The 13,461-nt window shown below is 69.6% G+C and carries 16 protein-coding genes; 7 read left to right on the top strand and 9 right to left on the bottom strand.

Going from position 1 to position 13,461, the window contains the following annotated elements; translation table 11 throughout:
• Positions 1-285 precede the first annotated feature (285 nt).
• Positions 286-762, top strand: coding sequence for a peptide deformylase (gene def, locus AB0K21_RS19110; RefSeq protein WP_343961111.1), 477 nt, complete (start codon positions 286-288; stop codon positions 760-762).
• A 213-nt stretch (positions 763-975) separates the two neighbouring features.
• Positions 976-1,179, top strand: coding sequence for a cold-shock protein (locus AB0K21_RS19105; RefSeq protein WP_030904638.1), 204 nt, complete (start codon positions 976-978; stop codon positions 1,177-1,179).
• A 214-nt stretch (positions 1,180-1,393) separates the two neighbouring features.
• On the opposite strand, the gene mshC is transcribed toward AB0K21_RS19105, so the two are convergent.
• The 5 genes from mshC to AB0K21_RS19080 all read right to left on the bottom strand — a co-directional run bounded on the left by mshC (position 1,394) and on the right by AB0K21_RS19080 (position 5,569).
• Positions 1,394-2,617, bottom strand: coding sequence for a cysteine--1-D-myo-inosityl 2-amino-2-deoxy-alpha-D-glucopyranoside ligase (gene mshC / locus AB0K21_RS19100; protein ID WP_343961108.1), 1,224 nt, complete (start codon positions 2,615-2,617; stop codon positions 1,394-1,396).
• 90 nt (positions 2,618-2,707) lie between these two features.
• The gene (locus AB0K21_RS19095; RefSeq protein ID WP_343961106.1) at positions 2,708-3,436 is read right to left on the bottom strand and encodes an NRDE family protein; all 729 of its coding nucleotides are present in this window, start codon (positions 3,434-3,436) and stop codon (positions 2,708-2,710) included.
• Positions 3,437-3,527: 91 nt separating this feature from the next.
• On the bottom strand, positions 3,528-4,289 hold the full coding sequence (locus AB0K21_RS19090) for an SCO1664 family protein (protein WP_343961103.1): 762 nt from the start codon (positions 4,287-4,289) through the stop codon (positions 3,528-3,530).
• The gene (locus AB0K21_RS19085) at positions 4,286-4,858 is read right to left on the bottom strand and encodes a DUF3090 domain-containing protein (protein WP_343961101.1); all 573 of its coding nucleotides are present in this window, start codon (positions 4,856-4,858) and stop codon (positions 4,286-4,288) included. The genes AB0K21_RS19090 and AB0K21_RS19085 overlap by 4 nt, the downstream gene beginning before the upstream one ends.
• Before the next feature lie 9 nt (positions 4,859-4,867).
• Complete coding sequence (locus tag AB0K21_RS19080) at positions 4,868-5,569, bottom strand: histidine phosphatase family protein (protein ID WP_364151488.1); 702 nt, start codon at positions 5,567-5,569, stop codon at positions 4,868-4,870.
• Between the two features lie 65 nt (positions 5,570-5,634).
• Here AB0K21_RS19080 and AB0K21_RS19075 point away from each other — a divergent pair, with 65 nt between their 5' ends.
• Both AB0K21_RS19075 and AB0K21_RS19070 read left to right on the top strand, forming a co-directional pair.
• Positions 5,635-6,579, top strand: a complete 945-nt coding sequence (locus AB0K21_RS19075) for an aldo/keto reductase (RefSeq protein WP_030904644.1) — start codon at positions 5,635-5,637, stop codon at positions 6,577-6,579.
• Between the two features lie 175 nt (positions 6,580-6,754).
• On the top strand, positions 6,755-7,636 hold the full coding sequence (locus tag AB0K21_RS19070) for a hypothetical protein (protein ID WP_343961096.1): 882 nt from the start codon (positions 6,755-6,757) through the stop codon (positions 7,634-7,636).
• 221 nt (positions 7,637-7,857) lie between these two features.
• Here the strand turns inward: AB0K21_RS19070 and fabI are convergent, their stop codons facing one another.
• Both fabI and AB0K21_RS19060 read right to left on the bottom strand, forming a co-directional pair.
• On the bottom strand, positions 7,858-8,622 hold the full coding sequence (gene fabI, locus AB0K21_RS19065; RefSeq protein ID WP_343961094.1) for an enoyl-ACP reductase FabI: 765 nt from the start codon (positions 8,620-8,622) through the stop codon (positions 7,858-7,860).
• A gap of 1 nt (position 8,623) precedes the next feature.
• Complete coding sequence (locus AB0K21_RS19060; protein ID WP_030904652.1) at positions 8,624-9,328, bottom strand: beta-ketoacyl-ACP reductase; 705 nt, start codon at positions 9,326-9,328, stop codon at positions 8,624-8,626.
• A gap of 76 nt (positions 9,329-9,404) precedes the next feature.
• On the opposite strand from AB0K21_RS19060, the gene AB0K21_RS19055 reads away from it, so the two are divergent.
• Together AB0K21_RS19055 and AB0K21_RS19050 are read left to right on the top strand one after the other, a co-directional pair.
• Entirely contained in the window at positions 9,405-10,904 is a 1,500-nt protein-coding gene (locus tag AB0K21_RS19055) for a TldD/PmbA family protein (protein ID WP_364151483.1), read from the top strand.
• A 62-nt stretch (positions 10,905-10,966) separates the two neighbouring features.
• Positions 10,967-12,334: a TldD/PmbA family protein gene (locus tag AB0K21_RS19050; RefSeq protein ID WP_364151480.1), complete on the top strand. Its 1,368-nt coding sequence runs from the start codon at positions 10,967-10,969 to the stop codon at positions 12,332-12,334.
• Positions 12,335-12,400: 66 nt separating this feature from the next.
• Here the strand turns inward: AB0K21_RS19050 and AB0K21_RS19045 are convergent, their stop codons facing one another.
• A complete protein-coding gene (locus tag AB0K21_RS19045) occupies positions 12,401-12,613 on the bottom strand; it encodes a dodecin (RefSeq protein WP_343961087.1) in 213 nt (70 codons plus the stop codon).
• Positions 12,614-12,688: 75 nt separating this feature from the next.
• Here AB0K21_RS19045 and AB0K21_RS19040 point away from each other — a divergent pair, with 75 nt between their 5' ends.
• Positions 12,689-13,000 (top strand): DUF3099 domain-containing protein, encoded by a 312-nt coding sequence (locus AB0K21_RS19040; RefSeq protein WP_343961085.1) that lies wholly within the window; start codon positions 12,689-12,691, stop codon positions 12,998-13,000.
• A gap of 196 nt (positions 13,001-13,196) precedes the next feature.
• On the opposite strand, the gene AB0K21_RS19035 is transcribed toward AB0K21_RS19040, so the two are convergent.
• On the bottom strand, positions 13,197-13,445 hold the full coding sequence (locus tag AB0K21_RS19035) for a DUF6457 domain-containing protein (RefSeq protein WP_364151632.1): 249 nt from the start codon (positions 13,443-13,445) through the stop codon (positions 13,197-13,199).
• Between the last annotated feature and the right edge of the window lie 16 nt (positions 13,446-13,461).

The raw sequence follows: 13,461 nt of genomic DNA, 5'->3' as shown, positions 1-13,461 counted from the left end.
TCCGTCACGCTCCGGCGTCATCAGGGTAGCGGTGCGGCCGGCTCCTGGGGTGCTGATCGCACTGACGATCGCGCTGCCCAGAGGCGCGGGGAGACGCCGAGCGCTCGTGGAGCCGAGGTGGGACCGGGCCTGGCGACCGGCCTGAAGCGGGAGAACGCTCATGCCGTGAGGCGCGGGCCGGTCGGAGCGCTCACCGAGGCGCATTCACCGGCAACGGCGATGGTTGAGCCGGTGCGGCAACGGGAACCGTCACCGGTGCCGATTCATCCGCCTCCGGGAGTGCGCGTGGCCGTCCAGCCGATCCGACTGTTCGACGATCCCGTGCTGCGCACGGTGGCCGAGCCGGTGACCACCTTCGACCGCGCGTTGCGCGTCCTGGTGAAGTCACTCCAGGCCACGATGCGCGCCGGCACGGGCCGCGCGGGGCTCGCCGCCCCGCAGATCGGCGTCCCGCTCAGGGTCGTCGTCTACGAGTTGGACGGCAAGTCCGGCCACCTGGTCAACCCGCGCCTGGAGCTGTCCGAGCGGAGGATCGTGGCCGACGAGGCGTGCCTGTCCGCCCCCGGCCACTGGTGGCCGCTGGAACGCTCCTACATGGTCACGGCCCGCGGCCGCGACATGTTCGGCAAGCCCGTCACCGTCCGGGCCCTGGGCATGCTGGCCCGCGTCCTCCAGCACGAGGCCGACCACCTCGACGGCACCCTCTTCATCGACCGCCTCCCCGAGGAGGAGCGGGAACGCTTCCTCGCTTCGATCTCTTGACTTGCACACCTCACAAATGTCCGATAGAGTGTTGTGGTTGCAGTCGTAATTCTCAACCTAGCCTTATCATCTCAAGTGCTTATGAGAAGTCCGCCGACAGCGGACGTTACAGTTTCTCCGGATGGTTTCCGCGGGTGCATGGTAGGGTCCGCAACGCAGCCCCGTGCCGCCGACCTGGTGGTTCGGTGAGGCTCCCAATGAGGAGAAGTAGTTTTGTCTGAGGGCACCGTTAAGTGGTTCAACGCCGAAAAGGGCTTCGGATTCATCGCACCGGATGACGGCACCGCCGATGTCTTCGTGCACTACTCGGCTATCAACTCCAGCGGCTACCGCAGCCTGGAGGAGAACCAGCGTGTCAGCTTCGTCACCACGCAGGGCCAGAAGGGCCCGCAGGCCGACAAGGTCGAGCTCATCTGACCTGGTTTGACCTCAAAGGCTTCGGGCTGAGCCCGCACCGCGCAAGCGGTGCGGGCTCAGTCGTTTTCCGGCCCCGCTCCCCCGCCGGGGAGTGCTCTTCGGGCGGCCGCCCGAAGAGCACCGGTCTCGAAGCGGGCAGGGCGGCTCTCAACGCGGCCGAGAGCCCCGGCCGGCGCCGGAGCGGGTTATGAGACACCCCGCCCTCAAGGGCCCTTCAGAGCGCGACTCCGAGCAGCGTGTCCGCGATCCGCCTGACAAGGAGCGGCGCGTCCGGGTCCCTGCCGCCCTCCGACAGGGCACGCTCGGCCCAGTCGTCGATGACCGCCAGGGCGCCGGGAGCATCCAGGTCGTCGGCCATCCGGGCGCGGACCCTGTCGAGCACGACATCGGCGTCGGGGCCGGTCTGCAGGCCCGCCGCCGAACGCCAGCGCGCCAGCCGAACCTCCGCCGAGGCAAGCTGGTCGGAGGTCCACTCCCAGTCGGCGCGGTAGTGGTGCGCCAGCAGGGCCAGCCGGATGGCCATCGGATCGGTCTCCCGGCGCAGACGGGAGACGAAGATCAGGTTGCCCTTCGACTTGGACATCTTCTCGCCGTCCAGGGCGACCATGCCCGCGTGCACGTAGGCCTTGGCGAAAGGCCACTCGCCACACGCCACGTGGCCCTCGTGGGCGCCGCACTCGTGGTGCGGGAAGATCAGGTCGGAGCCGCCACCGGCGACGTCGAAGCCACTGGACAGGTTCGCCAGGGCGATCGCGGTGCACTCGATGTGCCAGCCGGGCCTTCCCTGGCCGAAGGGCGAGGGCCAGGACGGCTCCCCCGGGCGCTCCGCACGCCAGAGCAGCCAGTCGAGCGGGTGCTTCTTGCCTGGACGGTCCGGATCCCCTCCGCGCTCGCCGAACAGGGCGAGCATCTGCTCCTCCGGATAACCGGAGACGGCGCCGAACTTGGGGGCCGCGGCCATGTCGAAGTAGACGTCACCCTCCAGGTCGTAGGTGGCGCCCTTGTCACGCAGCAACTCGATCAGGGCCGCGACCTGGTCGATCACCTCGGTCACGGCGACGTAGTCGCGCGGCGGGAGGATGCGCAACGCCTCCATGTCCGACCGGAACAGCTCGATCTCGCGCTCGGCGAGGTCACGCCAGTCGATGCCGGTCTGCTCCGCCCGCTCCAGCAGGGGGTCGTCGACATCCGTGGCGTTCTGGGTGAAGTGCACCTCGTGCCCGGCATCCCGCCAGGCCCGGTTGACCAGGTCGAAGGCGAGGTAGGTGTTGGCGTGGCCCAGATGGGTGGCGTCGTAGGGCGTGATGCCGCAGACGTACATCCGTGCCATGGGACCCGGCTTGGTGGGGACGACATCTCGCACGGCGGTGTCGAAAAGCCGCAGCGGGACACCGGCACCGGGAAGCCGAGGAACCTTCGGCGCAGACCACGATCTCATAAAGTGAGCCTATCGAGCAGACAGACCACCCCGATCAGCTCGGGGTGGCGGATACAGAGGCATTCGTCTCAACTCCGCGAAGCGCCCAGATCATTCCGTGAGAACTTCGCGGAAGGCACCCGGATCACTGGGGGCGGCGGTGAAGTCGTAGCGGACGCCGTCCGGCGCCAGGGCGAGCAGGGTGACGGAGAGAGAGCCGAAGATCCGCCCGTCGGGCAGCTCATGATGAATGATCATGGCCCGGGGGTCCTCAGGGGGGATCCCCGCCCCGGTGGCGAGTTCCCGCCACTCCTCCCAGGGCCCGTCGAGCTCCGCGGGACGGCCGGCCTTGGCGAACAGAGGGCGGAAGAACGCGACGCGCTCGTTCTCCACGCCGCGTTCCCAGCCGCTGTTGACGATCATGTGGGTTCCCGGAGGAAGGACGTCTCGCTTCAGCGCGATCCCGTCCCAGTGCCACAGGCAGGCCCCGGTGGGGTCGGCGTGCAGCAGGTGGAAGGGGTCATAGCGGTCAAGGTCGCCCTCCACCGGCCGGCCTCCGGCGGCCGCCAGGAGCGGAAGGTCGCCGCGTGAGCGGCGCGTCCCCTCCGAGGCGAGCACGCCGTGCCCGTTGAGAAGGGCCCCGACCCTCCTGCCCCGGGGGTCGACGGCCAGCCAGGTGCCGCCGCCCTGGAGATCTCGACCGCCGATCAGGCCGGGCCGGTCCTTGCGCCAGTGTTCCGCCGGCGGAACCCAGGGGCGGCCGGTGAACTCATCACGCACCCCGACCACGATCAGGGGGATCTCGGCACTCGGATCGATGCTGATGACAACCGTGCACATGCCCGGAGGCTACGCCTCCGCCGCGAGCGGGCGCGGAGCGGGGTCCTTCACCGGCAAGGGGTCCGAGGTCACGGCACCGTCACCCGGAAACTCAGATCGGCGGCCACGGGATCGCCGGCCACTCCTTGGAGGGGAGGGGGTGCAGGCCGGTGTCGAGAAGCCTGCGGACCCGCGACCAGGTCGCCTCGACCTCGGGGAGGGTGAGGAGTTCCCGGAGGCGGCGGCCGAGCCGCCCCTGCTCCAGGTCGCGTTCGAGGCGGGTCAGGACGTTCATGGCCTCGCGGGACAGGGGCTTGCCGCGCCACTGCCAGAGCACGGTGCGGAGCTTGTCCTCCGCGGAGAAGGAGACCCCGTGATCGACCCCGTAGACATGGCCGTCGGCGAGCGGCAGGAGGTGGCCCCCCTTGCGGTCGGCGTTGTTGACGACGGCGTCGAAGACCGCCATCCGCCGCAGCGATGGCTGGCGACTGCGGATCAGCACCATCAGGTCGATCTCGGGGTCGGTGTCGATCCAGAGCTGGCACATTCCCGGGCCGAACGGGCCGTCCCGGTAGACGGTGGGCGGCACGATCCGCCAGCCGATCGCCGCGGAGACCTCGTAGGCGGCGACCTCGCGGGCGGCCAGGGTCCCGTCAGGGAAGTCCCAGAGCGGGCGCTCCCCCCGCACCGGCTTGTACACACAGGCCGCCGCGAGCCCGCCGAGTTGGACCGAGCAGTAAAGCGTCATGTTGGTCGCCTCGACCAGGCGACCCGCCACATCCAGCCGTCCGTCACGGAGCAGACGCATCGCGGTCTCGTCATCCAGCCCCGCGGCCGGCGCCGTGCTCAGCGTCGGCTCGCTCTCAGCGCTCATTCGCCTCCTCCACCAGATGAAGCGCTACTACCCCGGTAACCGTTGAGCCGCACACAAATATGCCCTTCGGCATCGAGAGGCTGGGCACAGAGCGGGCAGGGCGGACGCCCGGCGGCGACGAGCGCCATGGCCCGCTTGGTGAAGGCCCTGGCGGCGCTTGGGCTGATGTGCACGCGCAGCACTGTGAGATCGGCGGACGAGGACGGCTCGAACTCCTCCTCGACCTCGGCCTCCTGTGCCTCGATGACCACCTGGTCGGCCTCGGGGTCCCAGGCCAGGGCCATGGTGCCGACGCGGAAGTCCTCACTGATCGGCATGTCGAGAGGGGCGTTGTCGGCCAGCGTGGCCGGAGCGACGGCGGGCACCGGGACACCGGCCTCGCCGCGCCGCAACACCTCGTCGAGCAGTTGGTCGAGGCGGTCGGCCAGCGCGGCCACCTGGAACTTCTCCAGCGCCACGGTGGTCAGCCTGCCCTGTCCCCGCGCCTGCAGGAAGAAGGTTCGTGATCCCGGTTGCCCCACGGCACCGGCCACGAATCTCTCGGGTGGATCGTAGTCGAAGACCGGCATAGCCCGACCTTACGTGGTCCCGGATCCGCCGCCGACTGCGGCATCACTCCCGGTGGGATTTTCTCCCCCGTCCTCGCCTTCCGAACCCTCCGCGGGACGCAATCCGGCCGTATCTCCACCCGTGTCGTTGAGCCTGAGCACGAAGGGGCGCAAGGGGGTGTAGCGAATGACGGTGAGCGAGGCCGGATCAGCGGTTATCCGTTGGAACTGGTCCAGATGCAGGCCCATGGCGTCGGCCACGATGGCCTTGATCACGTCTCCGTGGCTGCAGACGAGGTAGACCGCCTTCGGGCCCAGCCGCTCGTTCCATTCCCTGACCGCCGCCACGGCGCGATACTGGACGGCCGGCAGGGACTCTCCCCCGGGGAACGTCACCGCGCTCGGATGGGCCTGCACCACCGGCCAGAGGGGATCCTTGACGAGTTCGGCGATCGGGCGGCCCGTCCAGTCACCGTAACGGCACTCGCCGAAGCGCTCATCGGTCAGCACCTCCGCCCCCTGCCGCCCCTCGGCCACCGCCTGCGCGGTCTCCTGACAGCGTTCCAGCGGGCTGGAGACGATCGCGTCGAGCTCCAGCGAGGTCAGCCGGGCGGCGAGGGCCTTCGCCTGGGCCTGCCCCGCGTCGCTGAGGTGAACATCCGGGGTCCATCCCGCGAGGACCGGACCGGTGAGGTGGGTAAGGCCGTGTCTGGCCAGCAACAAGGTCGTCACACGGGCAAGTCTTGCAGCCCTCACTCCACTACTTTTAAGTGGCCGAGCGGTAATCTGGCCGGATCATGGAGCAGCGCTATGTGGGCCGGAGCGGCTTGTCGGTGTCCCGCCTGGGACTGGGGACGATGACGTGGGGGCGTGACACCGGCGCCGAGGAGGCCGCGGCGCAGCTCCGCATGTTCGCCGAGGCCGGCGGCACGCTCATCGACACCGCCGACGTCTACACGGGGGGCGACGCCGAACGGCTGCTCGGGCGGCTGCTACGCGACTCGGTGCCGCGTTCGGAGCTGGTGCTGTCCACCAAGGCCGTGCTCACCCCGGCCGGGCGCAGACCCCGCGACGCCTCAAGGAAGCACCTGGTCGCCGCGATCGACGCCTCCCTGACCCGCCTGGGGGTCAACGAGGTCGACCTGTGGCAGCTGCACGCCTTCGATCCCGACGTCCCGCTGGAGGAGACCCTGGCCGCCGTGGACGCGATCGTGTCCTCAGGGCGGGCCGCGTACGCCGGGGTGTGCGACTACTCGGGCTGGCAGCTGGCGACCGCCGCGGTGGGGCAACGGGCGGTTCCGGGGCGGGTGCCGATCGTCGCGGCCCAGGTCGAGTACTCGCTCCTGGCCAGGGAGGCCGAGCGCGAGCTGATCCCCGCCGCCGAGCATGTCGGCGCCGGGGTGCTCGCCTGGTCGCCGCTCGGGCGCGGGGTCCTCACCGGCAAGTACCGCACGGGCATCCCCGCCGACTCTCGGGCCGCGACCCCGCACTTCGCCGATTTCGTCACGCCCTACCTCGACGAGCGGTGCCGCCGGGTCGTGGAGTCGGTGACGACCGCCGCCGAGGGACTTGGCGTCTCGCCGCTGTCGGTGGCCCTGTCGTGGGTACGCGACCAGCCGGGAGTGGCCTCCGCCATCGTCGGCGCCCGGACCCACGCGCAACTGTCCGGGGTGCTCCAGGCCGAGGATCTGTCGTTGCCCGTGGAGATAAGGGAAGCACTCGACGACGTGTCGGCCGACTGAGACGCTCAGGACGGAAACCGAACGAGAATTCGCCTCGCGTATCACTAGTCGATACCGAATAGCAACTTTCCGTGAAAAAACCGGGCCTCCCCACAAGACTGTCAAGCAGGTGGCGGGGGCACCCGGATGTCGGCAGCACATCACGGCCGACATCCGACCGGGGGAAGGGAGACGAGTGCGAACCGCGATGTCGGCAGGCGCGCTGGCGCTGGTGCTGGGCAGCGGGATCCCGGCGGTCTCGTCGATGGACACCGCCTGGACGGACACCGTCACGCGGGTGGACGACTGCGATCACGGAGGGCTGCTGGGCACCGTGACGGGCGGGATCTGCCGGACCGTGGACAACGTGGTGAGCGGCATCACGGGCGACACCTCCCCGCTCTCCCCCCTGCTGTCCCCGCTCTCATCCTCGACCGCCGGCGACGACACCGCCGACACCACGCCCCAGACCCCCGCCGCGGAGAAGGAGACACCGGCCCCGGCCACCTCGTCCGCCAAGGCCCGCCCCACAGAGGACGAGGAGGCCTCCTCCGGCGACGGGCCGCGCCCCGAGGATCCCGCCGGTACCTGCCGGCCCACGCCGGCCTCCCCCGAGTGCTCGGACCCGTCGGAGAGTTCCCCCTCTCAGGAGGCTGCCCGGCCCGAACCGTCGCCGAGCCCTTCGCGCGACCACGGCCACCGGCCCGCGCGGAAGGAACCGGTGCCGGTGCCGACCGGCCGGACGCGACAGCCCTCGCGGTCGCTGTATCCGGAGGCCGACACGCCCGCGACCGACGTGGACGCACCGGTGACCTCCGAACCGTCACCCGTGGTCGACGCCGAGGCGCCCCGGGTGGAACTGCTCTGGCCGGCCCCGCTGATGCAGGAGTTACAGCGGCAGATGTCGAACGAACGGCCGGTGACGCCCAGCCGGCCATCCGACAAGGCGGGCACCGTGCTCACCACCGCGCTGCTCATTCTGGCCATCCTCGCGGTCCGCCTGCTGTACAGCAGGCGGAAGGTCAAGGAGTCGATCCCCTTCGAGCCGGTGCCGCCGGGCCATCACCGGGTGGCCTAGGCCCTGCCCTGTGGATCTTGCCGTGGCGAGGATCGGTCAGGTGGTGTCTCGCAAGGCGGAGGAGGGAGCCGCAGCGTGTTGCGGTGACCGACGACAACGCGGCGAGGCGCCACCTGACCGACCGCAGTAGGCAAAAGATCGCAGGACAGGGCCCAGACCCCTGCTCCCCGGATCTTCCGCCCACCTCGGTCACCGGCGCCACCTGGCCCGCGGGACAGGATCTAGGCTCCGATGGCGTGCACGCCGCCGTCGACATGGACGATCTCACCGGTCGTGGCGGGGAACCAGTCAGACAGCAGGGCGACACACGCCTTGGCCGCCGGAATCGGGTCGTTGATGTCCCAGCCGATCGGTGCCTTGGCGGGCCAGCTGTCCTCGAACTCCCCGAAGCCGGGGATGCTCTTGGCGGCCATGGTCCGGAGCGGACCCGCCGCGACAAGGTTGACCCGGATGCCGTGCTTGCCCAGATCACGGGCCAGGTAGCGGGAGCAGGACTCCAGGCCGGCCTTGGCCACCCCCATCCAGTCGTACACCGGCCAGGCCTTGGTGGCGTCGAAGTCCAGGCCGACGATCGCGCCGCCCTCCTTCATGAGTGGGAGCGCGGCCACCGCGAGCGACTTGAACGAGTAGGTGGAGACCTGGACGGCGGTCGCCACGTCCTCCCACGAGGTGTTCAGGAAGTTGCCGCCCAGGGCGGTCTGAGGGGCGAAACCGATGGCGTGCACCACCCCGTCCAGGCCCCCGAGGTGTTCGCCGACCCGGTCGGCCAGGGAGTCGAGGTGCTCGGTGCTGGTGACGTCGAGCTCCAGCACCGGCGGCGGCTCCGGCAGGCGCTTGGCGATGCGCTCGACCAGGCTGAGCCGGCCGAAACCGGTGAGCACGATCTGGGCGCCCTCCTGCTGGGCCAGTTTGGCCACCGAGAAGGCGATGGAGGAGTCGGTGAGCACCCCGGTGACGAGAAGCCGCTTGCCTTCGAGAATTCCCACGTCAGTGCCCCATTCCAAGGCCACCGTCAACGGGGATGACAGCCCCCGTGATGTAGGCGGCGTCCTCGCCGGCCAGGAATCTGACCACGCGTGCGATCTCCTCAGGGCTGGCGTAGCGGCCCAGGGGGATGTTCTTTCTGATCTGCTCTTGGTACGACTCGTCGAGCTCGGCCGTCATGTCGGTCTCCACGAAACCGGGGGCGACCACGTTGACCGTGATGTTGCGCGAGCCCAGTTCCCTGGCCGCCGACCGGGCGAAACCGATCATCCCCGCCTTGGAGGCGGCGTAGTTGCTCTGCCCCGCGGAGCCGAGCATGGCCACCACCGAGGAGATCAGCACGATACGCCCGCGCTTGAGCCGCAGCATGCCGCGGGTGGCGCGCTTGGCGACCCGGTAGGCGCCGGTCAGATTGGCGTCGATGACATCGGTGAAGGTCTCCTCCTTCATCATCGGCAGCAGCGTGTCCTTGGTGATGCCCGCGTTGGCGACGAGCACCTCGACCGGGCCGTACTCGGCCTCGACCTTCGCGAACGCGGCGTCCACGTCGGCCGTGCTGGTCACGTCGCAGCGCACGCCGAACAACCCCTCGGGGGGCTGCCCGGAACGGTAGGTCACGGCGACGGCGTCGCCTGCCTGGGCGAGTTCGCGGGCGATCGCGAGGCCGATGCCGCGATTGCCGCCGGTTACGAGAACAGATCGAGCCATGGTCAGACGGTATCGGCTACTTGGGGGTAACCCTCTTGTCCGGGAAGGACAAGATCACGGGGTTAGGATCGTTGACATGCGCCAGATCGACTCCGACTTTCTCGCCCTGCCGCTGCGGCGGCTGGCGGACGCGGCCCTGCGGCACGCCCGGGACCTGGGCGCCGAGCACGCCGACTTCCGGCTGGAACGCATCCGCGGAGAGACCGTACGCCTGTCCGACGCCGCGCTTGAGGGCTCCATCGACGCCGACACCCTCGGCTATGCCGTACGGGTCGTCAAGAACGGCACCTGGGGCTTCGCCGGGGGCGTCGAGCTCACCCCCGAGGCGGCCGTCCGCGTCGCCGAACAGGCGGTGGAGGTCGCGCTCGTCTCGGCGGCGATCAACCGTGAGCCCGTCGAGCTGGCGCCCGAGCCGGTTCACTCCGACGCCACCTGGGTCTCCTCCTACGAACTCGACCCGTTCGAGGTGCCGATGCGCGACAAGGCGGAGCTGCTCGCCGACTGGTCGCGCGGCCTGCTGGCGGATCCCAGGGTGGACCACGTCCAGGCGTCGCTGATGCAGGTCAAGGAGCAGAAGTTCTACGCCGACACGGCCGGGACCTCCACCACGCAGCAGCGGGTGCGCGTCCACCCCCAGCTGGAGGCGACGCGGGTGCTGGACGGCCGCTTCGACTCGATGCGGACGCTCGCCCCACCCGCGGGCCGGGGGTACGAGTACCTCACCGGCACCGGCTGGGACTTCCCCGGTGAGCTGGCGCGCGTTCCCGAACTCCTTGAAGAGAAGCTCAAGGCCCCCTCCGTCGAGGCGGGCCCCTACGACCTGGTGATCGACCCGTCGAACCTGTGGCTGACGATCCACGAGTCGGTCGGGCACGCCACCGAACTCGACCGCGCCCTCGGCTACGAGGCGGCGTACGCAGGGACGAGCTTCGCCACCTTCGACCAGCTCGGCAAGCTGGTGTACGGCTCGCAGGTGATGAACGTGGTCGGCGACCGCACCGTCGAGCACGGCCTGGCCACGATCGGCTACGACGACGAGGGCGTGGCGACCAGGGAGTTCGACATCGTCTCCGGCGGCGTACTGGTCGGCTACCAGCTCGACCGGCGGATGGCGCTGCTGAAGGGCCTGGGCGCCTCCAACGGCTGTGCCTTCGCCGACTCCCCCGGCAACACCCCGATCCAGCGCATGGCGAACGTGTCGCTGCGACCGGCGCCCGACGGCCCCACCACCGAGGAGCTGATCTCCGGCGTCGATCGGGGCATCTACGTGGTGGGCGACAAGAGCTGGTCCATCGACATGCAGCGTTACAACTTCCAGTTCACCGGTCAGCGGTTTTACCTGATCAAGAACGGCAGGCTCGCCGGACAGTTGCGCGACGTCGCCTACCAGGCCACCACCACCGACTTCTGGCGGTCGATGGCGGCGGTCGGCGGGCCGCAGACGTACGTGCTCGGCGGGGCGTTCAACTGCGGCAAGGGGCAACCGGGCCAGGTCGCCCCGGTCAGCCACGGCTGCCCGTCGGCGCTCTTCCGCGGCGTGCGCGTCCTCAACACCGCCCAGGAGAGTGGCAGTTGAGCGCGTACGGCGAGCGGGCGGATGAAGGCGGCGGCCGGGCAGGCCGGCAGGAGAGGAGCGGCATGAGCCCCCAGGAGATGATCGAGAAGGCTCTTGAGCTCTCCACGGCCGACGAGGTCGTTGTGATCGTGGACGAGGAGTCGAGCGCCAACCTGCGTTTCGCGGGCAACACCCTCACCACCAACGGCGTGTCCCGCTCCGCGCAGCTCACCGTGATCTCGATCGTGGGCCGGGGGGTGGGCGTGGTGTCACGGGCGGCGGTCCGCCCCGAGCAACTCGACGACGTCGTGGCGGCCGCCGACCACGCCGCGGAGGACGCCCAGCCGTCCGAGGACGCCCGGCCGCTGCTGGAGGGCACCCGGTCCGACGGCTGGGACGACCCGGCCGAACCGACCTCGATAGGGGTCTTCGGCGCCTTCGCCCCCGCCCTGGGAGAGGCCTTCGTCGCGGCCGAGGCGAGCGGGCGCAGGCTGTACGGATTCGCCGAGCACACGGTCACGACGACCTTCGTGGGCACCTCCACCGGCACCAGGCTGCGGCACACCCAGCCCACCGGCCGCCTGGAGCTCAACGCCAAGTCCTTGGACATGAAGCGCTCGGCGTGGACGGGCGTGTCCACCCGCGACTTCTCCGACGTCGACGTGGCGGCCCTTGACTCCGTGCTGGCCCGGCGGCTTGAGTGGGCGAAGAACCGCGTCGACCTGCCCGCGGGCCGGTACGAGACGCTGCTGCCGCCGACGGCCGTGGCCGATCTGATGATCTACCTGTACTGGACGGCCGGAGCCCGCGACGCCCTGGAGGGGCGCACCGTCTTCTCCAGGCCCGGCGGCGGCACCCGCGTCGGCGAGGTCCTCTCCGAGTCGCCGATCCGCCTGTACGCCGACCCCGCCGCGCCGGGCGTCGAGTGCCCGCCGTTCGTGGTGGCGCACACCTCCAGCCGGGAGAGCTCGGTGTTCGACAACGGGCTGCCGCTGGCGGCCACCGACTGGATCTCCGACGGCAGGCTGGCCAACCTGCTGCAGACCCGGCACTCCGCCGAGCTGACCGGGCTGCCGGTGACCCCGGCCATCGACAACCTGATCATGCGAGGCCCCGAAGGCGGCCGGTCGCTGGAGGAGATGATCGCCTCCACCGAGCGCGGCCTGCTGCTCACCTGCCTGTGGTACATCCGCGAGGTCGACCCGCAGACGTTGCTGCTGACCGGCCTGACCCGCGACGGCGTCTACCTGGTGGAGAACGGCGAGGTCGTGGGCGAGGTGAACAACTTCCGTTTCAACGAGAGCCCGGTGGACCTGCTCCGCCGCCTCACCGAGATCGGCGCCTCCGAGCAGACCCTGCCGCGCGAGTGGAGCGACTACTTCAACCGCGCGATCATGCCGGCGATCCGGGTGCCCGATTTCAACATGTCGACGGTCAGCCAGGCCAGCTAGGCCCTGCCCGGCTGATCGTGCCGTGCCGAGGAGGGGGCCTTCGCCGGAGGCCCGCCGCGGGCGGGCTCAGTCGTCCTCCAGCCGGAATCCGACCTTCATCCCGACCTGGAAGTGGCCGACCTCCCCCTCCTCGATGTGCCCTCTGATCTCGGTCACCTCGAACCAGTCGAGGTGACGCAGGGTCTGGGAGGCACGGCGGACTCCGTTGCGCACGGCCGCCTCGATGCTCTCCCCCGAAGTGCCGACTATCTCGGTCACCCGGTACGTTCGATCTGTCATCTCATGCTTCTTCCCGGAAAGCGATGATTACATGACCGTTCGCCATCAGCCGATATGGGGCCTAGATTGGGAATCGTGAAGGGATGGCACAAGCGCCCGGTGGTTCATCAGGTGACGGATGCCCGGCCCTCCCTGAGTGCCGACATCGGCAAGCGCGAGAAGAGCTACTTCATCAAGATGGGGATCCGGCTGATCTGCCTGATCCTCGCCTTCACCGTGCCCGCTCCGCTACCCGTCCGACTACTGCTCTTCGCCGGTGCGATCTTTTTACCATACATTGCCGTGATCGGGGCCAACGCGCCGCCACGTGGGACGACGGGAGCCCCTGACGTGGAAGATTCCGGACAGAGCGAGATTCCACGCCACCGACGCGAGATCGGGTCGTGACTAAGTCTTGACGCACTCTAAGGGTTGTAGGTGTACGCTTTAGCCAAGTGCCCTGGTCCCCCGTCGGGGCACTGGTGCCGGCGTTCCGGGCCCCCGTCGGAACGCCGATGAAGCGACGCCGGGTGGTTTGCCCCCGTAACCACCCGGCGTCGCCCTTTTCTTATGACTTTTACTTGCTCTCACCTTTTCCCTGGCATTATTTCTCACCCTGTGTATCGGTTGTCCGCTCCCAGTTACGCGCCAGCGCGGTCAGCCTTTCCACGGCATCCGGCGGCGCCGCGCCCGCCCCCAACGCCACGCCGAGCAGATAGGCCGTCAGCGGCGCGGCCGGCCGGGCCACTCCGTGCGCGACCTCCTTCGTCAGGTCGAGCACCTCGTCACGGTCGACCGTCGCGGGATCGATGCCCAACTCCCGGCAGACCAGCGCGGTCCACTCCGTCAGCACGTTCAACTCTCACTCC

Source organism: Streptosporangium sp. NPDC049248 (assembly GCF_040678965.1).
In the GTDB taxonomy this organism is placed as follows: domain Bacteria; phylum Actinomycetota; class Actinomycetes; order Streptosporangiales; family Streptosporangiaceae; genus Streptosporangium; species Streptosporangium fukuiense.
This window is presented reverse-complemented; position numbering and strand designations above follow the sequence as displayed.

Coding starts and splice junctions, on each gene's coding strand:
- AB0K21_RS19085 (WP_343961101.1), bottom strand. CDS start 4,858: ATGCCGGTCTTCGACTACGATCCACCCGAGAGATTCGTGGCCGGTGCC.
- AB0K21_RS19050 (WP_364151480.1), top strand. CDS start 10,967: ATGAGCCCCCAGGAGATGATCGAGAAGGCTCTTGAGCTCTCCACGGCC.
- AB0K21_RS19045 (WP_343961087.1), bottom strand. CDS start 12,613: ATGACAGATCGAACGTACCGGGTGACCGAGATAGTCGGCACTTCGGGG.
- AB0K21_RS19090 (WP_343961103.1), bottom strand. CDS start 4,289: ATGAGCGCTGAGAGCGAGCCGACGCTGAGCACGGCGCCGGCCGCGGGG.
- AB0K21_RS19060 (WP_030904652.1), bottom strand. CDS start 9,328: ATGGCTCGATCTGTTCTCGTAACCGGCGGCAATCGCGGCATCGGCCTC.
- mshC (WP_343961108.1), bottom strand. CDS start 2,617: ATGAGATCGTGGTCTGCGCCGAAGGTTCCTCGGCTTCCCGGTGCCGGT.
- AB0K21_RS19075 (WP_030904644.1), top strand. CDS start 5,635: ATGGAGCAGCGCTATGTGGGCCGGAGCGGCTTGTCGGTGTCCCGCCTG.
- AB0K21_RS19095 (WP_343961106.1), bottom strand. CDS start 3,436: ATGTGCACGGTTGTCATCAGCATCGATCCGAGTGCCGAGATCCCCCTG.
- AB0K21_RS19055 (WP_364151483.1), top strand. CDS start 9,405: ATGCGCCAGATCGACTCCGACTTTCTCGCCCTGCCGCTGCGGCGGCTG.